Origin of the sequence: Bacillus sp. F2HM, assembly GCF_019266135.1 — a bacterium.
Lineage (GTDB): Bacteria > Bacillota > Bacilli > Bacillales > Bacillaceae > Bacillus > Bacillus safensis.
In genome coordinates, this window is record NZ_LRMO01000019.1 from 21828 (window position 1) to 47889 (window position 26062).

Genomic DNA, 26062 nt, shown 5'->3' on the forward strand with positions numbered 1-26062 from the left:
CTAGAATATGAGTACATAAGAAAGGTGTTGTGGAGCGTGGAGATTCAGTTTTTAGCAGGCAGATCGGGGAGTGGAAAAACGACTGCAATCTTAGAGGAAATCAAAGAACAGCTTCGGCTTGATCCGTTGGGTCCGCCAATCATTTTTTTAGTCCCGGATCAAATGACATTCTTAATGGAATACGAGCTTGCAAAAACGTCTGAAGCTGGCGGGATGATCAGGGCCAAAGTATTTAGTTTCACGCGTCTTGCTTGGTCTATTTTACAGCAGACTGGCGGAGCGAACAGGCAATTTGTGACAAGCACAGGAATTCAAATGCTTTTAAGAAAAGTGATTGAAGAGGAGAAAGAAAAGTTTAAGGTATTCAAAAAAGCGAGTGATAAGCCGGGGTTTGTCGAGCAAATCGAAAAGACGATGGCTGAGTTCAAGAGATACTGCATGCTGCCGGAGGATATTGAAAAAATTTCATTATCGAGCATGCATTCAGAGTATACAGAAGAAAGACGGGCAGCCGAGAAATTGCATGATCTGCATGTTCTTTATCAGCAGATGGAGCAGCATTTACAAGATGAATATGTGCACTCAGAAGACTATTTGACGCTTCTCACGCAGCAAATTCCTTTATCTGAAGAAATAAAAGGAGCACACATTTATATAGATGGTTTTTATCAATTTACACCGCAGCAGCTTCTCGTCATTGAACAGCTTCTGCTGCATGCTGAGAAAATAACGGCTGCTTTCACAGTGGATCGTTCCTATCATGATAAACAGCCAAATGAACTTGATTTATTTCGTATGACAGGTAAAACGTATTTCCAGCTCTATCAGCTTGCCAAAGAGTGCGGCGCGTCCATTTCTGAGCACATTTTGGAGAGAAATAACCGTCATCTTCATACGCCAGATCTTGCTTATTTAGAACGGCAATATGAGCAGAGACCGGTGAAGCCATATCAGGAAATAACCCCTCATCTCACAATATCTAAAAGTGCAAGTAAACGAGCTGAAATTGAGGGAGTAGCGAGAGAAATTCTTCATTTAGTGAGAGAAGAAGGACTCAGACTGCGAGATATTTCGATTGTAGCGCGGCATGTAGACGACTATAAAGATACGTTAAAAGAGGTTTTTCGAGATTACGATATTCCTTTTTTTATTGATGGAAATGAATCGATGCAGTATCATCCGCTCATTGAATTAATTCGTTCGAGCTTGGATGTCATAAAAGGAAACTGGCGTTATGAGGCCGTTTTTCGCTGCGTGAAGACAGAGTTCTTATTTCCGCTCGAACTTGCCAAAAACAAAGCGAGAGAACAGGCAGATCAGCTTGAAAACTACTGTATTGCTTATGGTGTAAAAGGAGAACGCTGGACAAACGGTTCCCGTTTCCATTACAGACGATTCCAATCCTTAGATGAGGATTTTGGACAAACAGATCAAGAAATTGAAATGGAACAGATGCTGAATGATGTAAAGGAATGGATCGCACCGCCGCTTTTCCAATTGCAAAAAAGGCTGAAAAAAGCGCAAAAAGTAAAAGACATGGTAGAGGCAGTCTATGTCTTTTTAGAGGAAATACAAGTGCCGGATAAACTTGAAAAGGCTAGGCTGGAAGCTGAAGAAGCAGGTAGATTAGCTGAAGCCATGCAGCATGGACAAGTATGGGATGCTGTTATTCAATTAATGGATGAATTTGTTGAAATGCTCGGTGAGGAGGAGCTCTCATTTCCTTTATTCCAACAGATGATGGATACAGGATTGGCCTCTTTAAAATTCGCTTTAATTCCGCCTTCACTCGACCAAGTATTTATCGGAAGTATGGACTTATCGAGAATGTATCAAGTGAAGTGTATGTTTATCATTGGGGTAAATGATGGCGTTATTCCCGCACGCCCTTCTGACGAAAGTGTTTTGTCTGAGGATGACCGGGAATGGTTAAAACGAGCAGGAGCAGAACTCGCAGAGACAGGAAAGGAACGGCTGCTAGATGAGCAATTTTTAATTTACCAGGCGCTGTCGAGTCCATCTCATCATTTGTATCTGTCTTATTCAGTGTCAGATGAAGAGGGGCGCTCTCTATTGCCTTCGACTCTTATCAAGTATTGTCAGGAGCTTATGCCAAATCATGAGCATGCTTTGTATGTGTTAGACCCGGAACAGCTGGATGACAAGGAGCAATTAAAATTTGTAGCGAATGAGCATGTCTCGTTATCGTATACTGTCTCGCAGCTGCAGCAATGGCTCAACCAATACCCCATCAGTGGTGTATGGTGGAGTGTCTATAATTATTTGATGACGTCATCTCATCGGGATGTATCAAAAAACATCTTATCGAGTTTGTTTTTTACAAATCGAGCGAAGCGCTTAAAACCAAACGTCACAAAAGAACTTTATGGTGATCACATTCAAGGCAGTGTTTCAAGAATGGAGAAATTCAATGCGTGTGCATTTTCTCACTTTGCTTCCCACGGGTTAAAACTAAAGGACCGGCAATTTTATAAATTGGAAGCACCCGATATCGGCCAGCTGTTTCACTCAGCTTTAAAGCATATTTCAGATACGCTTGTTGAACAAAAAAAGGATTGGAAAAATCTAACGAAGGATGACTGTGTCAACTATTCAAGACATGCAATCGAACAGCTTGCACCGCGTCTTCAAAAGGAAATCCTATTAAGCTCTAACCGGCATGCTTATATTAAAGAAAAGCTCCAGAAAATCTTGATTCGAGTCTCTTCTATCTTAAGTGAGCATGCAAGAGTGAGTGGATTTTCTCCCGTTGGGCTTGAGTTAGGCTTTGGCGGCCAAGGGCCACTTCCGCCGTTTACTTTTCAATTGAAAAATGGCTGCACGATGGAGCTTGTCGGAAGAATTGACCGGGTGGATAAAGCAGAAGGTTCAAAAGGGCTGCTGTTGAGAATCGTCGACTACAAATCGAGTGAGAAAGGTCTTGATCTAGCAGAAGTATACTATGGGCTGGCCTTGCAAATGCTCACATACTTAGACCTGACCATTACGTATTCGAAGGAGTGGCTCGGTGTAGAAGCAACGCCAGCTGGCATTTTATATTTCCATATTCATGATCCGCTCATTCAAGCACCGATTCCGCTTGCAGAGGATGAAATTGAGCAGGAAATATTCAAGAAATTTAAAATGAAAGGTCTATTGCTTGAAGATGTAGAAGCGGTAAAGCTAATGGATCAAACGCTTGAATCAGGAAGATCACAAGTCATTCAAGCTGGATTGAAAAAGGATGGGTCTTTCCGTTCTGACTCTGCTGTTTTAAGTGAAGATCATTTCCATATACTCACACAGCATGTTCGGCGCACGTTTGAAGAGGCAGGCGAAAGAATTACAAATGGCGAGGTAGCCATTAATCCATATAAATTGAAGGATCAAACACCATGCCGCTTTTGTTCATTTAAGTCTATTTGCCAATTTGATGAATCGATAGAGGATAATGAATTTAGAGTGCTTTCATCTGAAAAGGATGATGTTGTGATAGACCGGATCAAAAAAGAAGGGGATCAGTATGCAAATACCAAAACCGAATAACAGTACTTGGACGGATGACCAGTGGGAAGCCATCGTTTCAGAAGGACAAGATATCCTTGTTGCGGCGGCGGCAGGGTCAGGTAAAACAGCTGTTTTGGTTGAACGGCTGATTCGAAAAATGACCCGTCCTGAAGATCCAGTCGATGTGGATCGTCTGCTCGTTGTGACTTTCACAAATGCATCTGCGGCAGAGATGAAGCATCGGATCACAGAAGCACTTGAAAAGGAATTAGCCAAGAACCCCGGGTCTCTTCATATGAGAAGACAGCTGTCACTCATGAATCGTGCCAATATTTCTACCCTGCACTCCTTTTGCTTGCAGGTTCTGCGCACCTTTTACTATGAGATTGACCTTGATCCAGGCTTTCGTTTGGCTGATCAAACAGAAGGAGAATTATTAGGAGATGAAGTGTTAGATGAACTGTTTGAGGATGAATATAAGGCTGGAAAGCCAGCGTTCTTTGAACTGGTTGATCGTTACACTTCTGACCGTCATGATTTAGACTTGCAATGGCTTGTGAAGAGAATTTATGAGTTTTCCAGATCTCACCCTTCACCTGAGCAATGGATGAGGGCATTCCTTTCTCTTTATGATGTAGAAGCTCAAACAAAAGTAGAACAATTACCGTTTTACCCATATATCAAAGAGGACCTTTCTCTCGTTTTTCGAAGCTGTCTGGAACTGCTCGAACGAGCTCTCGCCCTATCAAAAGAACCGGGTGGGCCGGCGCCGAGAGCAGAAAATTTTATAGATGATTTAGAGCAAGTCAATGAATTAATCAGGCATCAAGATGATTTTGAGAGGCTTTACGAGCTTTTGCCAAACATCAATTTTAAAAGGCTCAAAACATGTAAAGGGGACGAATATGACCCTGTGCTGTTAGAAAAAGCCACAGATGCACGCAATCAAGCAAAAAAACAATTAGAAAAGCTCAAAGATGAATACTTTATGCGCAGTCCCGCCCAGCATTTGAAAAGCTTAGCTGAAATGAAGCCGGTGGTCGAAACACTTGTGGAGCTTGTCATCCAATTTGGACAGCGCTTCGAAAGAGCGAAGCAAGAAAAATCAATCGTGGATTTTTCGGATTTAGAGCATTATTGCTTACGCATTTTAGCAGAGCAGGACGCGGAAGGAAATTTGATTGAAACAGAAGCGGCCAAGTACTATCAACAGCAGTTTGAAGAAGTGCTCGTTGATGAATACCAGGATACAAACCTTGTACAGGAAACGATTTTAAGGCTTGTCTCTAAAGGGGAACATGCTGCAGAGGGCAACCTGTTTATGGTTGGTGATGTAAAGCAGTCCATATATCGTTTTAGACTGGCTGAACCCATGCTCTTTTTAAACAAATATAAACAATTTACACCAGACGGCAAAGAAACAGGGAAGAGAATTGATTTAAATAAAAACTTCCGCAGCCGTTCAGATGTGTTAGACAGTACGAACTTTTTGTTCAAACAGCTGATGGGGGAAACAGTTGGAGAAATTGAATATGATGAACAAGCTGAATTAAAGCTTGGAGCGAGTTATCCAGAAAGCGAAGATACAACGACAGAAATGCTTCTTGTACATTTAGATCAACAGGAAGCAGAAACTGACGAAGAGAGAGAAGAGCTAGAGACCGTACAACTAGAAGCGAGAGTCATTGCTAAAAAAATAAGGCAATTGGTGGAGCAGCCATTTCAAGTGTACGATTCAAAACAGCAAATGACCCGTAACTTGCAGTATCGGGACATTGTGATTTTGCTTCGCTCCATGCCATGGGCACCGCAAATGATGGAGGAATTGAAGAAGCAGGGAATCCCTGTGTATGCGAATCTTTCCTCCGGTTATTTTGAAGCAACAGAGGTGTCTGTGATTCTTTCTCTGTTAAAAGTCATCGATAATCCATATCAGGATATCCCGCTTGCAGCTGTATTAAGATCACCAATTGTTCATTTAGACGAAAATGAAATGGCACTGATTCGCACGAGTGATAAAAAAGGCACTTATTATGATGCTGTGAAGGCATTTATGAGTGTGACTCATTCAGATCACCCTACATGCAAAAAACTAGAACGATTTTTCAGGTTGCTGCGTAAGTGGCGTGATTTCTCCATGAATCATTCAGTAGCGGAATTGATTTGGGAAGTATACCGCGATACGCAGTATCTAGATTACGTTGGAGGGATGCCTGGAGGCAAGCAGAGACAGGCGAACCTCCGTGCTCTTTATGATCGAGCGAAGCAGTATGAAAAAGCTGCCTTTAGAGGGCTGTTCCGTTTTCTTCGTTTTATCGAAAGAATGCAGGAGCGTGGAGATGATCTTGGTGCGGCAAAAACGTTCAGTGAAACAGAGGACGTTGTTCGCATGATGACGATCCACAGCAGTAAAGGATTGGAATTTCCAATCGTCTTTACCGCAGGACTCGGCAGGAACTTTAATATGATGGACTTAAACCAGTCCTACTTGCTTGATAAAGAATTAGGATTTGGAAGCAAATATATTCATCCAGAGCTGAGAATTAGCTATGCAACATTACCGCTTGTGGCAATGAAAAAAAAGATGAGAAAAGAGCTATTATCTGAAGAGCTGAGAGTTCTATATGTAGCGCTCACAAGGGCTAAAGAAAAATTATTTCTTGTCGGCTCTGTCAAAAATCAGGTGAAGGCATTAAGCAAATGGCAAAATGCTGCAACCGGAGAGGACTGGCTCCTCCCTGATTTTGAACGTTATCAATCGAAAACATACTTAGATTTTATTGGTCCTGCTCTCATCCGTCACCAAGCAATGTCATCTATTTTAGAAGAAACAGGTGATGTTGTTCTTTCACACCCATCAGCATTCACGATCTCATTTACTCAAGCTTCCGATCTTCTAAAAGAAGATATGTCACTTGAAAAGAAGCAGCAGGACGAGGTGGTACAAGCTTTGATGGAAGGTCTGCCTGTTGAAGAATATGGTGATGCTGATGAGAAAGTAGCAGAGAGACTTTCATGGAGATACCCGTATCTAGCGGCCTCACAAGTCGGCACAAAGCAGTCTGTTTCCGAGATAAAAAGAATGAAAGAAATACAGGATGAGTACAGTGTTCCTTCTTCTCTTCAAAAAGCCCGTGCCACGATGTATGACCGGCCGGCTTTCATGAAGAAAAAAACACTCACAGCCGCAGAGCAAGGCACCGCAATGCATACAGTCATGCAGCATATTGCGCTTCCTTCTGACGAGCCCTTCGATGAAATCCGTATACATCAGCTGCTCGATTCCTTACAGCAGCGAGACTTGCTAACAAATGAACAAGTCCAGTCAATTGATCAAGAAGGAATTGCAGCTTTCTTCTCTACTTCTATTGGTCAAAAGCTGCGGAAAGCGGACTGGGTGAAACGAGAAGTGTCATTTAGTATGGTGTTACCTGTTAAAGAGGTATACAGCCATATTGATGCAGAGGGGGAGCCTGTCCTTATTCAAGGGATGATTGACTGTTTATTTGAAACGGATGGAAAACTATATTTACTAGATTATAAAACAGATAGAGTGCAAGGCAGATATACAGGCGGTCTTGAAGCAGCTGTACCTATATTGAAAAAGCGCTATGAAACTCAAATAGCGTTATATGCACAAGCAGTGGAACGTTTAACAAACAGAACATTAGAGGAGAAAATTCTTTATTTCTTTGATGGGAATTTAGAAATTTCATTATAAATGTATCGGAATGAGAGGTGAATCACATGAGGATTTTGCATACGGCAGATTGGCATTTAGGAAAAACCCTTGAAGGCCGGAGCCGGCTTGATGAGCAAGCACAGTTTTTAGATGAGCTGTATCAAATCGTAAAAGACGAACATATTGATGTCATTGTCATGGCTGGAGACGCCTTTGATACAGTGAATCCGCCTGCTAGAGCAGAACAGCTTTTTTATGAAAGTCTATCCGCCTTATCTGATAAAGGAAAACGTCAGGTCGTGGTCATCTCAGGCAACCATGATAATCCGGATCGACTATCTGCCGCATCTCCTTTAACAAATGATCAGGGGATTCATTTAATTGGATATCCGACAAATGACATCATCCGCGTCGATGTTCCTTCTTCGAGTGAACGTTTATCCATTGCAGCACTCGCTTATCCGTCTGAAGCGCGACTTAACGAGGTGCTGGCTGAAACATTTGAAGAGAAATTGCTTCGTGATCATTACAATTTAAAAATACAGCAAGCGTTCCAACATTTAAGCGCTCAATTTCAAGCCGATACGGTCAATATCGCAACAAGCCATATTTATGTGGCAGGAGGAAGTCAAACAGATTCAGAAAGACCGATTGAAGTAGGCGGTGCATATACCGTTGCAGCTGAAAGTCTGCCAGAAGCAGCCTGCTATGTGGCCCTTGGTCATTTGCACCGCCCGCAAACCATCAAACGTGCCAAAACGATTGCCCGCTATTCCGGGTCCCCTCTTGCTTACAGCTTTTCTGAATCAGGATATGCCAAATCAGTCACGATTGTAGAGGCAAAACCTAATGAAAAAGCAAGCTGGAAAGAAGTGTTGTTATCAAGCGGAAAACCACTTGTGAAATGGAAGGCAACTGAAGGATTGAGCCAAGTACACGAGTGGCTGGATGAAAAACGGGATCTTCAGGCATGGATTGATTTAGAGATTCATTTAACAGATCAGCTCTCCATAGAAGAGATCCATCAGCTCCGAAAGCAGCATAGCGGGTTTGTCCATATTAGACCGAAATTTAAAGAACTTCAGCAAATGGAAGAACAAAAGCAAGCCGAAAAGCTCTCAATCGAAGAGCGGTTCGTGAAATTTTATGAGCGCCAGACAGGCGGCGGTCTTCCTGATGAAAAAACAGTCAAGCTGTTTTTGGAGCTCGCCAATGAAATGCAAGAGGAGGAAGCGACTTGAAGCCGATTACGCTAACCATTAAAGGACTTCATAGCTTCAGAGAAGAACAAACAATTGACTTTAGCTCATTATGTGATGCAGGTGTGTTTGGCATTTTTGGACCGACAGGAAGCGGAAAGTCGTCCATATTAGACGCCATGACCCTGGCACTTTATGGAAAAGTGGAACGTGCGTTAAATAATACACATGGTATTTTGAACCAAGCGGAAGAGAAGCTGTCAGTTTCCTTTACGTTCGCTTTACAAAAGGAACACCACATTTCTTATAAAGTCGAACGTGGCTTCAAGCGGGCAGATGAAATGAAAGTCAGAACGACACTATGCCGTCTGATTGAAATTGGTGATACGCAGACAGTTCTTGCAGATAAAGCGAGTGAGGTCAATCGTAAAATAGAAGAATTACTCGGGTTAACCATTGATGATTTTACGCGAGCGGTTGTCTTGCCTCAAGGGAAGTTTGCAGAATTCCTTTCCCTAAAAGGAACCGATAGACGACAAATGCTACAGCGTTTGTTTAACCTGGAAAAGTATGGGGATCAGCTCGTCAAACGTTTGCGCGCAAAGGCGCAGAATCAGTATGGACAAAAAAATGAACTGCTTGCTGAGCTGAATGGCTTAGGAGAAGCTGGCCCAGAGGCGCTCGCAAAGGCAAAGGAAGCGGCTGAGCAGGCAAAGGCTATTTTTCATGAGAAAAAACAAGCGCGGGATGAAGCGTTCACTGCTTTTACAAAGGCGCAAACAATTTGGCAGTATCAAAAGGAACGAGAAGCTTATGAGACGGAACTAAACCATCTGAATCAACTGGCACCATCAATGGAAGAGAAAAAGGCCAAGCTTCATATTGCTGAGCAGGCAGAGGCATTAAAACCTTATGCGGATGCATTAACAAAAGCTGAAAATCAGCTTTCTCAAGCATTAAAAGAGAAGCAGGAAGCAGAATATCAGCTTCTGCATCAACGAACGATCTATGATCAAATGACGCAAAACTATGAGCAAGCCAGGCAAAAGAAAATAGAAACTGAGCCAGAACTTCTCCAAAAGAAAGAGCAGCTGATTCAGCTAAAGGAAATTGAACGGAAAAAAGAGGCGGCTCTTCAGGAAAAGACGACAATCGAACAGCGGAAAAATGATACAGCGCAGCAATTATTACAAAAAAAAGAAGAAGCAGATAATCTCCAATCTTTGTTAGAACGTGCACTCGCAAAACAAACACAGCTGAAGCGTGAGCTGGAGCAATTACAAGTCTCTGTAAAAGAACGGAAAAGTGTACAGGATGCTTTGCGTTTAAGCGAAAATGTTCAAAGAATACACCAAAGCATACACAAGGAACAACAAAAGATGGAGGAGCTCAAAAAGCGATCAACACAGACCGCAGCAGCATATGAAAAGCTTCAAAAACAGCAAAAAGACCATCATGAAAAAATAGACCAATCGTTTCAAGCGATAGAACAGCTTTATTTCTATGTATGTGAATTCGAACGGGCTTTTACAGAATGGAGTAAAAGAGAACAAAGTCAGAAGCTCGAAAAATTAAAACAGCGTGATGCTGTTAGGGCGGCAGAATTAAGAAAAGAATTAGCGGCAGAGCTCGTAGATGGTGAGCCATGTCCTGTTTGTGGATCGATTCATCATGACCCAAAGGCATTGGAAAACAATGACCATGAAGAAACAGTGGCACAAATCGATGAAGTGATTCAACGGATGGACACAGAGCTCAAGCAAGCAGAGGAATATACAAGAGACATGTATGCCGCCAAGCAGTTATTGGAAACGCACGCCAATCAATTAGTAAAGCAGTTTGCCTTTTTATCTCAGAAAGCTCCAGGTGCGGAAGTTGCAGCAGCAGTAGAAGCAGTGCAAAAGCCGGAGTCCTTGCAGTATCTCATGCAAGAATGGAAAGGCTTGAAACAAGATATTCAAGAAGTTGAACGTAAAAGAGCTCGTTTAATGGATGAAACATATGATCAAGCAGCAGAGATAAGCAAGACGAAAGATCAAATGACATTTGATCAGCAGCGTATCGAAGAATTAGACGGGCTGATCAAGGAGCTCCAATCTGAGCTTTCAGAGCAAACGTCTCAATTTGAACAGGCCTTCCCGCACTTAACATTGCACCAAGTACAAGAGATGCAAAAGCAGATCGACGAAAAGGACCAGCAAGCGGAAGGCTATAAAGAGCGTATTGAGAAAAGTATTTCATTTTTGGAAGAAAAACAGCTGGCAAAAGAACAGCTGCAAACAGCCATATACGATGTAGAGAAGGAACTTGATAAACTCGCGCATCAGCTAGAAAGCCAGCATCAGCTCATTCATCAATATGAAACAGATTTAGGGAGATATCCATTGAAAGCTGTCTCTATTTCTGATGAACTGATTGAAGTTGAACACACGCTTGCTCGTCTCAATGAAATGGAACAGCAATCGTACAAGCAATTTCAGCACGCGCAGGAGCTCTTTAGTGAAGCACAAAGTCATTTTTCAAGCTGTGAGCGTCAGCTTCAAGAGGCTGACCGGAGAAAACAAGAAGCAAGTGTCGCATGGGCTAAAGAATCGGAGTCTTCTCCTTTTGATAAGCCTCAAGAGATTGAATCTGCTTTTATGAATCAATCAGTACGTCAATCTGTTAAACAAGAAATTGACGAATTTGAGGATAAAAGAAAGCAATGTGCCGCAAACTTAAAGCGAATTTCTGAACTGCTGAAAGATGAGTCACTAGATGAAAAGCAATGGACTGACATTCAACTGAGGAAAGAAGCGGCAGAAAAGGCATTGGAAGAAGCAACAGTGATGAGCGGCTCTGCATATGAACATCTGCGTGTAATGGAAGAAAATCACCAGCGATTTGCAAGTATTCATGAACGCTTGGCGGAGCTGCAGCAAGAAATTGATCGGCTCGATAAGTTGCAAACCGTGTTTAAAGGAAATACATTTGTTGAGTTCTTAGCAGAAGAACAGCTGGAAAGTGTCAGTCGTGATGCATCTGCCCGTCTTGGTATTTTGACAAGACAAAGGTATGCGATTGAGGTTGATTCAGAAGGCGGCTTTGTCATGCGTGATGATGCGAATGGCGGTGTCAGACGTCCAGTGTCCAGCTTGTCCGGCGGGGAAACCTTCCTGACGTCGCTTGCGCTTGCGCTAGCTCTTTCAGCGCAGATTCAGCTGAGAGGTGAGTTCCCGCTGCAATTCTTTTTCCTTGATGAAGGCTTTGGTACCCTTGATCAAGACTTGCTCGATACGGTGATTACTGCATTAGAGAAATTACAGTCTCAAAACTTAGCTGTTGGTGTCATCAGCCATGTGGAAGAATTGAAAATGCGGCTGCCGAAAAAACTGATTGTCCATCCGGCAGATCCAAGCGGGAAAGGGACAACAGTCTCAATGGAATTAATGTAAATATTGAGGTGATGACGCGGTGGCAAAGCAAACAATTGGATTATGTGAGATGTGCGGAAGACAAGATGTCCTGCTCACAGAACATCACTTAACCCCAAGAGAAGAAGGCGGGGCTTTTTTACCGACTGCCTTCCTATGCATCCCTTGTCATAAACAAGTACATGCCCTCTTTACAAACCAGGAGCTTGCCGCACGTTTGAACACAATTGATGCGCTGAGGCAGGATGAAAAGCTTGCTTCGTACATCAAATGGATTCGGAAACAGCCGGCAAGCAAGCTAGTCAAAACAAAAAAATCGAGACAGCGCAGAAAGAAATAAGCATAAAAAAGCGCTCCTCTATTTGAAATGGATGTAGAGGAGCTGCTTTATGCATTGCCTACCATATTCTGATCATTTAAGTCAGGATCCACATAGTTGGTGGCGCTAATGCCATTATTTAATATCAAGAAATCTCCGGTATTCCCCGCTCCAGAGCCTAAAGCAGATTTTGACGAACTTTTAGGCGACAGGTAGAATGAGTCACCGACGTTTACGACGCCTCCAGAAATAGAGTTAATGTAAATGGGTCCGACAATTGCTGGCATAATCGACATCCTTTATTCGAAGTCATATCATCATCATATGCGCAGGTAGGTCCATTTGTGAGTTTTGCGGACTTTCATCATTGCTAAACAGCTCTCTAATATGCTTCACTCGCGCAACGCCATTCATTCTACAAGTAGAGCCGATTTGATAGACAGAGGACGATGATACCCCTTCTACATGGATTGAAGACACTTTAATCACAGGCTTTTCATGGTAAAATGCTGTTCTCACTGATCGTTCTGGCAACATCAATGGAATGGGCTCATAATACACTTCAAATTCTTTCGCATCTAAATTTTCTGCTTCATAGCCATAAAACAAACTAATGGTTCGTTGAACAGCTAATACCTTAACTTTCGGGCATAGCTCCTGAGTATCACCAATTTGAACCACACTCGAAATCCCGACAGAATTCACCTTTGAGAATTTCACTTGAGATGTGCGTTTGATCATTATCGAGGAGCCAGAGGAACAAACGGGCCAATAATCAGTGATTCTGGCGGTGTATCGAAAATCGAGGATAATTGTACATGGTCTGTGTCCCCGATGATAAATAGGGAAGAGGACGATACCCCGACTACTTTAATGCTTCCAGTCTCGATGTTGCGGTTAACAACTGTGAAATTCATCCGTTTTCCTCTCCTTTCGTTTCACTTGGAATATGGGCTAAAAAGTGCTCAATCGCCCGCTTTACATCATGCTTCACATATTCAGCAATTTGCTCTGAACGCTGCAGCGGTGTCATATCTTCCCGGTGTGGCAGCTGTCCCGCATAGTATTTGATCCTGCTGTCAATTTGCTTGCGAATATCCTCAATGATATGGTGTTTGTTGCTTTCATCGAGGGACCCTTCATATCGCTGTTCTAGTTCTTCAAGAAGTTCTGGAGCTTCTTCATTTAAAAATGCATCGACAAGCTGCCGTGTTTGATTGAAAAATTGACCAGCCATTTCTTGCTGCATCATTCCAATTCCCGGGGTTGTTGTTTGGCCCACTTCAAAGTTTTGAACACTGTTTGGATCAGATGGATTGAGGCCGATATTCAGCGTTCCTTCCAGCCGTTCGATTTTCAGTTGATCAAATTGATAATCAATCCGTTCAATATTCGTTGTCGGTTTATCTTTGATCATTTGTATTTCCTGCTGAAGCTCGTTAAGCCTTTTTTCAAGCATCATGATTTGTTGCGAGTGTTTTTGAATGATGCCATATACTTGTGAAGCGTTGCTCTGATAATCATACATTTACATACACCTCCGGGGATTGCAGATGGCTTAAGTTGTTGGTGATTGAAGAGGTACAAAAGGTGCTGTGCTTGCGCCTTGAGATTCTTCAATTCCTTGTGTACCTGCTGCGGCAGGCGCTGCTTCTACATAGCTTCCCGTGTTATACAGGTTGGAAAGGGCCTTGATGGATCCAGCACTCCCAATTTGCAGAACAGAGGAGTTACTCACAGACTCTACACGTAAATAATTAATTTGTATCGCTTGATTAATATAGAAGTTCAACGGATCCTCACTCCTTACAAGTTACCAACAAGCGGTTGATCAATGACATCACTGTCGTACGTATTTGTCACACTTTTGTAGTTGCTAATTTGTAATTGATCACCTGTATTAAAACTGCCTGCGCCAGCAAACGTTTTAACCTGACTATTTGGAGAAATGGTGATGCAGTCTCCAACATGAACGACTCCGCTCGTTCCGACGGCATTTACTTTAAAGGCTCCCACAATAGCCGGCATAGCGGTGCACATCCTTTATAAAATTAGGGCACTTGTTTTGGGCGTTTCACCATAGCTTATGATGGGTCTTATAATGTGTGATTGTCTTTTTGAAAGCTTTTGATGAGAGGAATTAGATGTATGGCTTACCCTTTTTTTGAGCAATCTTTAGAGGTGGATTTGATGCCTTTATTTAAGAGTGTGTCAAGCTCTTGACTGCACCTGATTGTTTCTTCGGCATTCATCCCGAATTTTTTCGCAGTCTCAATTAAATGTAATCTTTTTTGTTCAATTTCATAATTGATCATAACGGACGCCAACTCTCACATTTTTTATCAAATAGAAGGATATGGTTAGTATACCCTATTTTTCTATAAAAAAAGCTGTTTCGTCAATATGAGTAATAAAGTGACAAAATTCGAAAGTGTTCTTACGTACCAAATATCTCTTTTTTGATCTCAGTCTGTAAATAACGTCGTCTTTTGTTGATATACTGCCGAATTAAGTCTCTTTCAGACTGCAAGATGTCTTTTCGATCTTTCGTATATGGGTCATCTCCAATTCGATTCTCAATCGATTCATGCCATTTCTCGATGATTGGGCAGAGCCGGTCTTCTACAAAATGTGTATCGAGTACATGCTGGAAAAGTGTGTAATAGGCTTTTTTAAACGAAGGGATATCTAGTAATCTAGCAGTTAATGTATTAAAGCCGTTTACTGGGATATAATCAAACGGCATTTCTTCTCCATGAATGTCACGACCCCATGTTGCATCATAATCCCAAGGAAGTACTTGAAACCTCCCTTGTTCATTTACATAAAGAGCGTAGTTATGAACAAAACCATCAAAGTTTTGTGTGCATACCACACCGATGAGCCAGCGGAAATATTGTGTCACATCTAGGTATTGTTCAATTTTTTCTGCAAAAGTGTCATCTTTCGCTGTGTTGAGAAAGTAAATAAATTCGCTCAGCTGCTGATCATGTTGAGAAGTCCCCGTTTTTTTCTCGTATCCGAGAAGAAGGTGCTTTTTTGGTTTTTTATCAAAAGAACTCAAAAGGGAGAAGTTCGCGTCATCATCAACCGCATAATAAATGCCGCCTCCTGAAAGCTGCCGTTTTTGAAGAAAGAACTCATCGACGGATTCTATTTTCAAATAAATCCCTTCTTTTCTTCCATTTATGGTGAGAAACACATGAGAAGCAGCGGGGCTATGCACCCCCATCTGCTCAAAGAAATAAAAGGACAGCCTGTTTCGGATAAACGAAGGATCATTGTACTCTGCATTTAAATGAAAGATGGATTCGCCTTGTCTTTGTTTTGGCTTTCGATATTCGATTTGATAGGACTTTTTCTTAAGCTTTCTAATGTGTGATCCGCGGTATGAAGCATAAATATGTGATTTGGTTTGGCCGGTTTTTAGAATAGCTTCAACAGGTTCATCGTTCCAAATGTCTTTTTTTAATTCAATCAGGTCTTTTGGATGAATCCACATATCAAGTTGTTTTAAAGATTCTGTGTTCATATGTTCATCAGCCTCCTATATGCTCTTCTTTACGATATGAAAGTGAAGGAATGTCCTGTACCGGCTGGTAGGTATTCATGGAGTTTTCAAGGAAAGAGGCATTCGTCACGAACACTTGTCTACCGAGTCTCGTAACATAAAGCAGAGAAGATAAACAGCTTTGTCTGTTTGTTTTGTCGAAGATAGACTGGGAGGGGAATTGTTCGTGAGTACATTTGATCATTCACACATTGAACATGCAGTAGCTTCACTTCGAAGTGAGGGACGTGATCATCACTTAGATCGTGAACCAGAATCGAGACGTTCTCATAAGTCAGCTCGTTCTCGTCATTCAAGTCGCGGTCATTGGTTCTTTGGCGGTGGTGGACGCCGTAAATCACGCCGCAGTAAAAAAAGCTACAGAAGCTATCGTTCAAAGAAAAGTTATCGCTCTAAGAAAAGCTATCGTTCGAAGAAAAGCTATCGTTCGAAGAAAAGCATGAAGAGTAAAAAGTCATATAAAAGCAAAAAATCTTACAGAAGCAAAAAGAGCGAACCGAAAAAGTCACACCGCAGCAAACACAGATCTCATCATAAGAAAAGCTGCCGCAAGTCACACCGTAGCAAATGCAGATCTCATCATAAGAAAAGCTGCCGCAAGTCACACCGCAGCAAATGCAGATCTCATCATAAGAAGAGCTGCCGCAAGTCACATCGCAGCAAGCACAGATCCCACAATAAGAAGAGCCGCAAGTCGCGCCGCAGCCATCGATCTAAACGTTCTCATCACCATAAACGCAGCCGCTCTTGCCGAAGATGTGGAAAGAAATCGCATCGTTCCCGAAATAGAGGAAATGTTGAGCGTAAATGGGATCAAGGGAACATGTGGGAGTACCGCCGTTTCCGCTAAGCATTCAATCATCATTTTTGAAACCCTTTTTAAAAGAGAGTATGATAAAAAAGGGTTTTTTTATTTCGTAGAGAAATAAAATGAGACATCATAACTTAGCGAAATGAAGATTGTGAGGGGAAGATATGAAGTTTTTTACAGGTGAGATACATAGCAGCATGTTTATTGGGGTAGTCATTGATGATGAATGGGTGATGGACGTCAAAAAGGCAGAAGCCAAATTATTTGAGCTTGAGACACTGCCAAACTCTTTATCTGAGTGTATCAAAATGGGGGACAAGTTTGTTGAACATGTAGGGCAGCTTCTTGATTGGGCTGAGAAAAAAGAAGAAGACCGCGGTTCTTATGTATATCCGCTTTCGGACGTGAAACTCCATGCCCCGATTCCAAAGCCGTCTAAAAACATCATGTGTGTTGGAAAGAATTATCAAGATCATGTCATGGAGATGGGAAGTGCGGCGGATATTCCTAAAGACGTGATGATTTTTACAAAGGCACCTACTTCTGTCATTGGACACGAAGCGGACATTCTTCTTCATGAAGGTGTGACAAGTGAATTGGATTATGAAGGAGAGCTTGCCATCGTGATGGGCAAATCAGGGAAAAACATTGCTCCTGAAGAGGTCCAAGATTATATATTCGGTTACACCATTTTAAATGATGTGACGGCAAGAGATTTGCAGAAAAAACATAAACAATTTTTCATCGGCAAGAGCTTAGATACTACCTGTCCGATAGGACCTTATATCGTTCATAAGTCAATGATCGAGGATCATGGTGCGCTCCATGTGGAAACAAAGGTAAACGGAGAGGTTCGGCAGTCTGCCAGTACGGAATTAATGATCTTCACAATTGAAGACATTGTCTCCACTCTTTCAAAAGGGATGACATTAGAAGCGGGTGACATCATTGCAACAGGTACACCTTCTGGGGTAGGGAAGGGCTTTGAACCGCCTAAGTTTTTAGCTTCTGGAGATCGAATTGACATCACGATTGAACCGATTGGAACGCTGACAAATCACGTCAAATAAAGCGCGTGATGACACAGGATTGTCGCTTTGTGTTCGACTTATTTCGTGGTACGATGAGAAGGTACTTGTTCTGATAAAGGGGGAAATCACAAATGGGAACACATTTACATATCACAGCATGGGTGCTGGGGATTATTTTATTCTTCGTAGCCTTTGCTCTAGCAGGTAAAAACGACAAAGGCGCTAAAATTGTGCACATGATCGTTCGTTTATTCTACTTGATCATCATCGCAACAGGCGTAGAATTGTATGTTCGCACAGGAATGAAAATTCCAGGTTTCGGAGGCGAGTATATTGGGAAAATGATTCTCGGTATCCTCGTGATCGGTTTCATGGAAATGGTCCTAGTGCGCAAGAAAAAAGGAAAATCGGTGACTGGTGTGTTGATTGGTTTTATCGTATTTGCGATTGTGACCATTCTTCTCGGTTTACGTCTGCCGATCGGTTTCCATATCTTTTAATATAAAAAGGACATTGCTTATACGAAGCAGTGTCCTTTTTATGTGGCATCAAATTGTGAAACGATCCGTTGTCCGTCTGAAGTGGTCCATTCAAAACGAATGTGGCTGGCGGCTGGCTCATGGTGACATTGAAGTGCAAGTGATTGTGTATCTGCCGAAAACTGAAAGAAAGAGACGCGCTGCATTGAATGAAAGGAAGAGAAGACACAATCATAGACGGAAAAACCAAGCTGCTCAATCTGGTCAAGGATGTGATCAAAGGCGTTGTCCGGTACGAACATGAGAAGATCAAGCCAGCCTTTGGCAAGAGACGCCGTATATTGAATGTTTTCTCCTCCCTGTACTTCTATTAGCTGCCCGTTTTCATGAAGAATCATAGAACCAAGCAATTCTCCTTTTGTCCATCGGTCATTTTCCTTCAAACAGATCATTGTGCTTTGAAGACTTTCTGGCAGCATGATCTCTCCTTCTTCATCTTCAATTAGACAATGCCCGTTCTCAATGAGCAAATACCCTTTACACCATCTTCTGCTGCAGCGTTCAAGCTGCTTCATTCGATTCTCCATATGCAAAAGCTCCTTTCCTCTTTCTTTTCTTACCAAATCAAGCTTGTCCTATACGCCGGGAAAAAAGGACAAATCAACTATCAAGGAGACGATGCATAAACTAAGAAAGGCTGAATGAGAACACTTGAGGAAAAACGGATGGGAGCTGATGATGATGTGTGGAATTACAGGCTGGGCAGACTTTAAAAAGCAGCTCATCCAACAGGATCATGTAATCAATCAAATGACAGATACATTATCTAAAAGAGGGCCAGATGATACAAACACGTGGAAAAGTGAGCACGTTCTTTTCGGGCATAAAAGGTTAGCGATTGTAGATGTAGAAGGCGGAAAGCAGCCGATGACATATACACATCAAAACCATGCTTATACGATTGTATACAATGGAGAGCTCTATAACACGGAGGATATAAGAAAAGAATTGTTAAAAAGGGGGCACCGCTTTCTTGGGCATTCTGATACAGAAGTTCTTCTTCATGCCTATACAGAATGGAAGGAAGAGTGTGTCTCTCATTTTAATGGCATTTTTGCATTTGTGATCTGGGATAGTGAGCGTGAATTGTTATTTGCAGGGAGAGACCGGTTAGGCGTCAAGCCATTTTTCTATACAGAACATCATCATTCCTTCTTATTTGGTTCAGAGATCAAAGCACTTCTTGCTCACCCTGATATCAAAGCAAAAGTCGATCATGAAGGGCTGTCGGAGATCTTTGGCTTAGGACCGTCAAGAACACCAGGTCAAGGCGTGTTTAAAGGGATAAAAGAGCTGAGACCTGCACATGCCTTGACCTTTTCAAAAGACGGTCTGCGCGTGTGGAGATACTGGAATGTCAAAAGCAAGAAACATACCGATTCACTTGATGACACCGCACAGCACATTAAGCATCTCTTTACAGATGCCGTGACAAGACAGCTCGTCTCTGATGTGCCGGTATGTACATTTTTATCTGGGGGCGTCGATTCTAGTGCCATTACTGCCATTGCCGCTAAGCACTTTGAGAAAATAGGGAAAGCACCGCTTCATACGTATTCCATTGACTACGAAGGAAACGATCAATTCTTTGAGGCAAATCAATTCCAGCCGAATGCTGACGGTCCTTGGATTGATCGAATGACCAAAGCGTTTCAAACGAATCATCATAGCTGTATCATTGGACAAAAAGAGCTCGCTTCCTATCTGAAGGAAGCCGTTGAGGTTCGAGACTTACCGGGTATGGCAGATATTGATTCTTCCTTGCTGTGGTTTTGCCGAGAAATTAAAAAGGACTTCGTTGTTGGCTTGTCAGGTGAATGTGCGGATGAAATCTTTGGAGGCTATCCTTGGTTCCATATGGAAAATGAAACGAATGGTTTTCCGTGGATGAGATCGACTGAAGCGAGAACTCAGCTCCTGCAAGACTCGTGGCAAAAAAAGCTGTCACTTAAGGAATACGCGCAAAGCAAATATGAAGAAACAGTGGCAGAAACGCCTCTTTTAGATGGAGAAACTGGCGTCGATAAAGCCAGGAGAGAACTTTTTTACTTAAATATGATCTGGTTTATGACAACACTGCTTGATCGAAAAGATCGAATGAGTATGGGGGCTAGTCTTGAGGTACGTGTGCCATTTGCAGATCATCGCCTTGTCGAATATGTGTGGAATATTCCTTGGGAAATGAAAATGCATGGAAATCGTGAAAAAGGGGTTTTACGAAAAGCATTAGAGGGAATTTTACCGAATGAAGTGCTTTATCGAAAGAAGAGCCCTTACCCGAAAACACATCATCCAGCCTATACTCAGGCTGTGAAAGAGATGCTCACAGACTGTCTCGCGCAAAAAGACTCTGTACTTCACGAATTTTTAGATCCACATCAATTAAAGCAGCTGATTGAAACGGAAGGGGCTTCCTTTCATGTGCCATGGTATGGCCAGCTCATGAAGGGCCCGCAGTTGATTGCCCATCTAGCACAGATTCATCATTGGTTTGAAACGTATCGAATTGATATAGAAGCGTAATAAAGAGTCGGCTTTCTTGCACTTGTTGAAAGGAAGCCGGCTTTTTTGATACATAACATGAGACTTTTTGAGCACATCAAAAGTTGATCAAATCTTTCTAATTTGTATAATTAACTTAAAGTGAATTAATTTGGAGGAAAAAGGATAATGAAAATCATTGTGATTGGAGCGGGACCAGGGGGCCTTGCAGCAGCTATGATGCTTCAAAGCAAAGGACATGATGTTCATGTATACGAAAAACAGCCCTTTGTTGGCGGGCGTAACGCTAAGTTTCAACTTGGTGATTTCACGTTTGATACAGGTCCTACCTTTCTCAGTATGATTCATATTGCAGAGGAGCTGTTCACCTTTGCTGGTAAAAATCTTTATGACTATATTGATGTGATTGAATTAAAAGAGATGTATAGATTAATATTTCAAGACAATCAGCTCGATATGATCCGGGATCGCGATGAAATGCACAAACGATTAGAAGCCTTTGCACCTGGTGAGGGCGAAGGGTATCTAAGATTTATGAAGGATACAAAGCGCAAAATGGATCGTTTGACACCAATTTTACAAAGTAAAATGGATCGCTTTCATCATTACCTTCGTCCGAAGGTGATCAAAGCACTTCCACAGCTTTCACTAAATAAAAGTTTGTATGATGTGCTGTCAGACTATTTTTCGAATGAATCAGTGAAATACGCTTTTACATTTCAATCAAAGTACTTAGGAATGTCCCCGTGGGAATGCCCTGGTGCGTTCTCGATCCTTTCGTTTATGGAACATGACACAGGTGTATTCCATCCGAAGGGCGGTGTCAATCAGCTGTCAGAAGCGATGGCAAAGGCCGCGCTTGAAGCTGGAGCAGAGATTCATCTGTCAGCTGGCGTCGAAAAGCTGCTCACGGAGGGAAGAAAAGTAAAAGGAATTCGTTTAGAATCTGGGGAAGAAATACAAGCAGATGAGGTTGTCGTCAATGGAGACTTTGCACATGTGATGACAAAGCTTGTCGAGCCAGGACTCTTAAAGAAATACAGCGAGAAGAAATTAAAAAAGAAAAAATTCTCTTGCTCTACCTTTATGCTTTATTTAGGACTGGATACCATATATGATGAGCCGCATCATACCATCGTTTTTTCCGATGATTATGCTAGATTTGTCAAAGGCATTACGAAAACATATGAGCTGCCAGATGACCCGTCTATTTATATTCAAAATGCAAGTGTAACCGATGACTCACTTGCTCCAAAAGGAAAATCAGCTCTTTATGTGCTGGCTCCAGTTGCTAATAACCAAAGCGGTATTGATTGGGAGGCGCATCAAGGTAAATTTAGAGAGCTTGTGCTGGATACATTGGAGCGGAAAACGGGCTTTCAGAATGTGAGACAGCATATAGAAGTCGAGCGGATGATCACACCGAAGCAATGGGAGGAAGACCTTTACGTATATGAAGGAGCTACATTTAACCTCGGCCATCAGCTGACGCAGATGATGGTCCTAAGGCCGCACAATGAATTTGATGAATTAAAGCACTGCTGGCTCGTTGGAGGAGGAACACATCCAGGAAGCGGACTGCCAACCATTTTAGAATCAGCACGTATTACGACAAATGCCATTCTTAAAAAAGAGAAACATTCACACAAAACAATGCCGCATCAAGAAAAGGGGAGCGCCTCATGAAAAAACATATATTGATTGCAGGTGGCGGTATTGGCGGAATGATCTCAGCGCTTTATTTAAAAAAAGCGGGACATGATGTCACCCTTGTTGAAAAAAATGAACGGCTTGGCGGGAGACTTGCTTTTGTACGTGAGAAAGGATATAAAGTAGATGAAGGTCCGACCATTGTCCTACTTCCTGACATGTTAAAAGGCATTTTACATGAGGTAGGAATTGACGAATCATCTCTTGACCTTGTGGAGCTTGATCCGCTGTATACAATTCAATATCAAGATGGAACCTCCTATACGAAATACTCTGATGCACTTCGTCAGTTAGATGAAATCAGACGTGTTTTTCCAAAAGAAGATCAAGGGTTCCTGAGGTTTATGGAAGAAATGACGGACCGGTTTCAAGAAGGGCAGCAAGCCTTTCTAGAAAAATCATTTCACGAAAAACGTACATTTTTTACAAAAGCGAATATGAAGATTTTAATGAAATTAAAGGCGTATCGAACGGTACAAAGCGCTCTGAAAAAATATTTCTCAGACGAACGCCTGCGAGATGCATACGCACTTCAAACCCTCTATGTTGGGGGAAACCCGTATGAAGCATCGGCTATTTATTCGCTTGTGTCCTATAGTGAGCACGCACATGGAATCTACTATTTAAAAGGCGGCTATGCGAGTTTAGTAGATATATTGGAAGGTCAGCTCATCAACATGGGTGTGCATGTAAGAAAAAATGAAGAAGTCACGCAATTGGTGTTTGAGGGGAAACGGGCAGTCAAAGCAAAAGTAAATGATGAATATGAAACCGCTGATGCATTTGTGATCAATGGAGATTATCCAGCTGCGTTAAAACAATTTGGTTTAGACGAACAAGATCGCCGGAAATACGTGCCGTCCTCTGGCTGTGTGATGGTGTATCTCGGGTTAAACAATATGTATCATGAAGCACCTGTTCATCAATTTTTTATGGGAGAACACTTTGATCAGCATATGAAAGAAGTTTTTCAAACGAAAACGATTCCTCAAGACCCGTCGTTTTATACATTTAATCCATCGATCATTGATCCATCTCTTGCCCCAGATGGCTGCAGTGTTCTTTATATGCTGATTCCCGTTCCTTCAGGAGATCATATCAACTGGGAAGAGGAGACAGATTTTGTCGAGAACATGGTGAATGTCCTTGAGAAAAGAGGCTTTCCAAGATTGAGAGAGTCGATTGTCTGGAAAAAGGTCAGAACACCAAATGATTCCTTGCGAGAAGGATTGTTTGAAGGCGGCAGTTTTGGACTTGCGCCTAATTTGTTTCAATCAGGTGTCTTCCGCCCGCAAGTGAAGGTCAGTGAGACAGATAATCTTTATGCGGCAGGTGCTTCCATCCATCCGGGCGGCGGGGTGCCGATCGTGATGCAAAGTGCAAAGCTCATGGCTTCTGTACTACTAAAAGATTTGAATGATAGAAAGGAAGTGAAGCTAAGTGGTTGATGTACAAACAGCATTAAAAGTGTGTGAGGAAACCATTCAAACCCATTCAAAAACGTTTTACCGGGCCTTTTCCATGCTGCCTAAAAAGAAAAGACAGGCCGTCTGGGCCGTATATTCCTTTTGCCGTAGAGCAGATGACATTGTAGATGAATCCCCTTCGCCAAAAGAGGACCTTGCATCCTTTCGGGAGACGTTTGATCGATTTTTACAAGGAGAGGTAGACCGGAATGATCCAATATGGGTGGCGCTAGAGCATACATTTCAAGAGTTTCGGATGGATGAAGCCCCGTTTCGTGACCTGCTCCAAGGACAGGAGATGGATTTAGAGCAGCAGCGCTACGAAACGTTAGATGAACTGCTCATCTATTCCTATCATGTTGCTAGTACCGTTGGACTGATGCTCCTTCCCATTATTGCACCGCGTAAAAAAGAGCAGTTAAAAGAAGCAGCCATTTCGTTAGGGATTGCTATGCAGCTAACCAACATCCTTCGAGATATTGGGGAAGATCAGGCTGAAAGAGACCGCATCTATTTGCCAAAGCAGGTGATGGATCAATTCGGGTACACAGAGCAAGAATTGCAGGAAGGGATTGTGAATCAAGCCTTCCAGCACGTCTGGGAGTACATTGCCTTTGAGGCAGAGGCATACTACGAGGAGTTTTTTGACCATCTTCATGAATTCCCGCTCTATTCACGTATACCGGTGAAAGCAGCAGCTCACTTTTATAAAGCCATTTTAGATAAAACAAGAGAAAACGAATACCGCGTCTTTACAGAGCGAGTATTTATTTCCAAACAGGAAAAAGCACTTATTTTAGAAGATATTACGTAAAAAAGGACTGCACCCAGTCCTTTTTTATGTGGAAGAAAAGCGATACTCCGTCCATACTCTGGAACGCCAGCGCCTATACATGAAGATGCCTCTGACCCATTCATCCACGATAAAAGAAATCCAAACCCCGATGAGCCCCATTTCAAACTGAATGCCTAACAAGTAAGCGATCGGAAGCCCAATTCCCCACATTGATATCATCGCCATATACACTGGAAACTTCGCGTCACCAGCAGCCCGCAATGAATTAATAATGACCATATTAAAAGAGCGCCCCGGCTCTAAAATGATCGTCAATAGGAGAAGTGTGGCGGCGATTTGAATGATTTCACGATTGCTAGTGAAAAAGGTAAGCAAATGCGTCGATGATAAAGATAAAGCAGTGGAAGAAAGAAGAGAGATCCCAATGGCCCAGTATAAGCTTTTCATACATCTGCGGTAGGCAGCATCAAATTCTTTCGCCCCAATATGGCGCCCGATTAAAATCTGTGTCCCTTGGCTAATCGCTGCACCAAACAACATAATGAACATCATCAAATTTTGAGTGTAGACCTTTGCTGCTAAAGCCTGCGTTCCCATAAATGTAATAAACAGTGTAATAATCATTTGAGAGCCGTTATAAGAAAGCTGCTCTCCAGCAGAAGGAATGCCAATTTTCAGCAGCTTTTTTAAATGCGTCCGCTGGATGTGAAACATACTCTTCAGCGAAAAGCGCAATCCAATTCGGCGGCGGACAATGAGGATCATCACCATCAAGCCGATCAATCGAGCAAGCGAGGTTGAAAAGGCAACACCCATGACACCTAATACAGGAAAGCCAAACGGACCAAAAATGACCAAATAATTGCCGGCAACGTTTAGCAAATTCATTCCGATGGTGACATACATCGTGTCTCTTGTATATCCGTAGCTTTTTAAAATAGCACTATACGTCATAATGAGTGCTTGAATAAAAGAAAGCAGGCCGACAATTTGTAAAAAAACCGCCGCATCCGGCATGAGTTCACTTGATAAGCCCATCATGTGCAGGATTGGCACAGCTAACACAAACATAAGGAGACTAATGACAAAGCTGATCAAGAAGTTGGTTCCTAGTGAAACATAGGCGACTTGAGTCGCTTCCTGCTTGCGGTCAGCTCCTAAAAGCTGCGCAATGACAATGGTCGTTCCTGTTGTAACGAAGCTGAACATGACAATTAATAAATTCAGGAGCTGGTTGCTTACACCTACTGCGGCCACACTGTTATCGGAGTATTGGCTGAGCATAAGTGTATCAGCGCTCCCCATGAGCATATATAAAGAGATTTCGATAAAAATAGGCCAAGTTAATGCAAATAATGAAGGATGGGTTTTCTCATCTTTGGCTTGAACCTTTTCATATGACAGGGTTTGAGATTTCATCACACAGCCCCCTTTCGTATAAATCCGATTTATAGTGTACCGTGCATCGACTATAATAAGAAGAGATGAAACCGAAACTTATTGGAGAAATCCGACT

At 42.3% G+C, this 26062-nt stretch carries 22 protein-coding genes and 1 pseudogene; 12 read left to right on the plus strand and 11 right to left on the minus strand.

Annotated features, from left to right (window positions below):
- Nucleotides 1-36 precede the first annotated feature (36 nt).
- From addB to AWT60_RS12440, 5 genes are read left to right on the plus strand one after another with little or no spacing between them, the layout of a single operon-like run.
- Entirely contained in the window at nt 37-3546 is a 3510-nt protein-coding gene (gene addB / locus AWT60_RS12420; protein WP_041110036.1) for a helicase-exonuclease AddAB subunit AddB, read from the plus strand.
- Complete coding sequence (gene addA / locus AWT60_RS12425; protein ID WP_218677312.1) at nt 3524-7228, plus strand: helicase-exonuclease AddAB subunit AddA; 3705 nt, start codon at nt 3524-3526, stop codon at nt 7226-7228. The genes addB and addA overlap by 23 nt, the downstream gene beginning before the upstream one ends.
- 26 nt (nt 7229-7254) lie before the next feature.
- Entirely contained in the window at nt 7255-8430 is a 1176-nt protein-coding gene (gene sbcD, locus AWT60_RS12430; protein ID WP_024425501.1) for an exonuclease subunit SbcD, read from the plus strand.
- The gene (locus AWT60_RS12435) at nt 8427-11822 is read left to right on the plus strand and encodes an AAA family ATPase (RefSeq protein WP_218677313.1); all 3396 of its coding nucleotides are present in this window, start codon (nt 8427-8429) and stop codon (nt 11820-11822) included. The genes sbcD and AWT60_RS12435 overlap by 4 nt, the downstream gene beginning before the upstream one ends.
- 19 nt (nt 11823-11841) lie before the next feature.
- Nucleotides 11842-12141, plus strand: a complete 300-nt coding sequence (locus AWT60_RS12440; protein ID WP_034282144.1) for an HNH endonuclease family protein — start codon at nt 11842-11844, stop codon at nt 12139-12141.
- Between the two features lie 47 nt (nt 12142-12188).
- Here the strand turns inward: AWT60_RS12440 and AWT60_RS12445 are convergent, their stop codons facing one another.
- From AWT60_RS12445 to AWT60_RS12480, 8 genes are all read right to left on the minus strand, one after another.
- Entirely contained in the window at nt 12189-12407 is a 219-nt protein-coding gene (locus tag AWT60_RS12445; RefSeq protein WP_003211468.1) for a spore germination protein, read from the minus strand.
- 22 nt (nt 12408-12429) lie between these two features.
- Complete coding sequence (locus AWT60_RS12450) at nt 12430-12861, minus strand: spore germination protein GerPE (RefSeq protein ID WP_076840823.1); 432 nt, start codon at nt 12859-12861, stop codon at nt 12430-12432.
- Nucleotides 12861-13037: a germination protein GerPD gene (locus AWT60_RS12455; protein WP_003210893.1), complete on the minus strand. Its 177-nt coding sequence runs from the start codon at nt 13035-13037 to the stop codon at nt 12861-12863. Before AWT60_RS12455 ends, AWT60_RS12450 begins: the two co-directional genes overlap by 1 nt.
- Nucleotides 13034-13648, minus strand: a complete 615-nt coding sequence (locus AWT60_RS12460) for a spore germination protein GerPC (protein WP_024425505.1) — start codon at nt 13646-13648, stop codon at nt 13034-13036. Before AWT60_RS12460 ends, AWT60_RS12455 begins: the two co-directional genes overlap by 4 nt.
- A 30-nt stretch (nt 13649-13678) precedes the next feature.
- A complete protein-coding gene (locus AWT60_RS12465) occupies nt 13679-13912 on the minus strand; it encodes a spore germination protein GerPB (protein WP_003210877.1) in 234 nt (77 codons plus the stop codon).
- A 14-nt stretch (nt 13913-13926) separates the two neighbouring features.
- Nucleotides 13927-14148: a spore germination protein gene (locus tag AWT60_RS12470; RefSeq protein WP_024425506.1), complete on the minus strand. Its 222-nt coding sequence runs from the start codon at nt 14146-14148 to the stop codon at nt 13927-13929.
- 125 nt (nt 14149-14273) lie between these two features.
- Nucleotides 14274-14435 carry an aspartyl-phosphate phosphatase Spo0E family protein gene (locus AWT60_RS12475; RefSeq protein ID WP_029707539.1) on the minus strand — a complete coding sequence of 54 codons (162 nt, stop codon included), beginning with the start codon at nt 14433-14435 and terminating at the stop codon, nt 14274-14276.
- A gap of 122 nt (nt 14436-14557) precedes the next feature.
- Nucleotides 14558-15652 (minus strand): CotH kinase family protein, encoded by a 1095-nt coding sequence (locus tag AWT60_RS12480; protein WP_218677314.1) that lies wholly within the window; start codon nt 15650-15652, stop codon nt 14558-14560.
- Between the two features lie 205 nt (nt 15653-15857).
- On the opposite strand from AWT60_RS12480, the pseudogene AWT60_RS18825 reads away from it, so the two are divergent.
- A pseudogene (locus AWT60_RS18825) lies at nt 15858-15908 on the plus strand (hypothetical protein); the annotation flags it as partial.
- Nucleotides 15909-16340: 432 nt separating this feature from the next.
- On the opposite strand, the gene AWT60_RS12485 reads toward AWT60_RS18825, so the two are convergent.
- Complete coding sequence (locus tag AWT60_RS12485) at nt 16341-16556, minus strand: hypothetical protein (protein WP_041110048.1); 216 nt, start codon at nt 16554-16556, stop codon at nt 16341-16343.
- A 110-nt stretch (nt 16557-16666) separates the two neighbouring features.
- Here AWT60_RS12485 and AWT60_RS12490 point away from each other — a divergent pair, with 110 nt between their 5' ends.
- A complete protein-coding gene (locus AWT60_RS12490; RefSeq protein ID WP_034282137.1) occupies nt 16667-17572 on the plus strand; it encodes a fumarylacetoacetate hydrolase family protein in 906 nt (301 codons plus the stop codon).
- A gap of 92 nt (nt 17573-17664) precedes the next feature.
- The gene (locus AWT60_RS12495) at nt 17665-18033 is read left to right on the plus strand and encodes a YisL family protein (RefSeq protein ID WP_034282135.1); all 369 of its coding nucleotides are present in this window, start codon (nt 17665-17667) and stop codon (nt 18031-18033) included.
- Nucleotides 18034-18071: 38 nt separating this feature from the next.
- Here the strand turns inward: AWT60_RS12495 and AWT60_RS12500 are convergent, their stop codons facing one another.
- Nucleotides 18072-18599 (minus strand): DUF2777 family protein, encoded by a 528-nt coding sequence (locus AWT60_RS12500; protein WP_041110052.1) that lies wholly within the window; start codon nt 18597-18599, stop codon nt 18072-18074.
- Nucleotides 18600-18753: 154 nt separating this feature from the next.
- Between AWT60_RS12500 and asnB the strand changes: the two genes are divergently transcribed.
- The 4 genes from asnB to AWT60_RS12520 all read left to right on the plus strand — a co-directional run bounded on the left by asnB (nt 18754) and on the right by AWT60_RS12520 (nt 24564).
- Nucleotides 18754-20595: an asparagine synthase (glutamine-hydrolyzing) gene (asnB, locus tag AWT60_RS12505; protein WP_041110054.1), complete on the plus strand. Its 1842-nt coding sequence runs from the start codon at nt 18754-18756 to the stop codon at nt 20593-20595.
- 147 nt (nt 20596-20742) lie between these two features.
- A complete protein-coding gene (locus AWT60_RS12510; RefSeq protein ID WP_041110056.1) occupies nt 20743-22260 on the plus strand; it encodes a phytoene desaturase family protein in 1518 nt (505 codons plus the stop codon).
- Nucleotides 22257-23732: a phytoene desaturase family protein gene (locus tag AWT60_RS12515; protein ID WP_218677315.1), complete on the plus strand. Its 1476-nt coding sequence runs from the start codon at nt 22257-22259 to the stop codon at nt 23730-23732. Before AWT60_RS12510 ends, AWT60_RS12515 begins: the two co-directional genes overlap by 4 nt.
- Nucleotides 23725-24564, plus strand: coding sequence for a phytoene/squalene synthase family protein (locus tag AWT60_RS12520; protein WP_041110061.1), 840 nt, complete (start codon nt 23725-23727; stop codon nt 24562-24564). The genes AWT60_RS12515 and AWT60_RS12520 overlap by 8 nt, the downstream gene beginning before the upstream one ends.
- Nucleotides 24565-24588: 24 nt before the next feature.
- On the opposite strand, the gene AWT60_RS12525 is transcribed toward AWT60_RS12520, so the two are convergent.
- Entirely contained in the window at nt 24589-25965 is a 1377-nt protein-coding gene (locus AWT60_RS12525; RefSeq protein ID WP_218677316.1) for an MATE family efflux transporter, read from the minus strand.
- Nucleotides 25966-26062 lie beyond the last annotated feature (97 nt).

Coding starts and splice junctions, on each gene's coding strand:
- AWT60_RS12480 (WP_218677314.1), bottom strand. CDS start 15,652: ATGAACACAGAATCTTTAAAACAACTTGATATGTGGATTCATCCAAAA.
- sbcD (WP_024425501.1), top strand. CDS start 7,255: ATGAGGATTTTGCATACGGCAGATTGGCATTTAGGAAAAACCCTTGAA.
- AWT60_RS12495 (WP_034282135.1), top strand. CDS start 17,665: ATGGGAACACATTTACATATCACAGCATGGGTGCTGGGGATTATTTTA.
- addA (WP_218677312.1), top strand. CDS start 3,524: ATGCAAATACCAAAACCGAATAACAGTACTTGGACGGATGACCAGTGG.
- AWT60_RS12445 (WP_003211468.1), bottom strand. CDS start 12,407: ATGCCAGCAATTGTCGGACCCATTTACATTAACTCTATTTCTGGAGGC.
- AWT60_RS12510 (WP_041110056.1), top strand. CDS start 20,743: ATGAAAATCATTGTGATTGGAGCGGGACCAGGGGGCCTTGCAGCAGCT.
- AWT60_RS12470 (WP_024425506.1), bottom strand. CDS start 14,148: ATGCCGGCTATTGTGGGAGCCTTTAAAGTAAATGCCGTCGGAACGAGC.
- AWT60_RS12455 (WP_003210893.1), bottom strand. CDS start 13,037: ATGAATTTCACAGTTGTTAACCGCAACATCGAGACTGGAAGCATTAAA.
- AWT60_RS12475 (WP_029707539.1), bottom strand. CDS start 14,435: ATGATCAATTATGAAATTGAACAAAAAAGATTACATTTAATTGAGACT.
- AWT60_RS12515 (WP_218677315.1), top strand. CDS start 22,257: ATGAAAAAACATATATTGATTGCAGGTGGCGGTATTGGCGGAATGATC.
- AWT60_RS12450 (WP_076840823.1), bottom strand. CDS start 12,861: ATGATCAAACGCACATCTCAAGTGAAATTCTCAAAGGTGAATTCTGTC.
- AWT60_RS12525 (WP_218677316.1), bottom strand. CDS start 25,965: ATGAAATCTCAAACCCTGTCATATGAAAAGGTTCAAGCCAAAGATGAG.
- AWT60_RS12485 (WP_041110048.1), bottom strand. CDS start 16,556: ATGATGATTGAATGCTTAGCGGAAACGGCGGTACTCCCACATGTTCCC.
- asnB (WP_041110054.1), top strand. CDS start 18,754: ATGTGTGGAATTACAGGCTGGGCAGACTTTAAAAAGCAGCTCATCCAA.
- AWT60_RS12500 (WP_041110052.1), bottom strand. CDS start 18,599: ATGGAGAATCGAATGAAGCAGCTTGAACGCTGCAGCAGAAGATGGTGT.
- AWT60_RS12490 (WP_034282137.1), top strand. CDS start 16,667: ATGAAGTTTTTTACAGGTGAGATACATAGCAGCATGTTTATTGGGGTA.
- AWT60_RS12460 (WP_024425505.1), bottom strand. CDS start 13,648: ATGTATGATTATCAGAGCAACGCTTCACAAGTATATGGCATCATTCAA.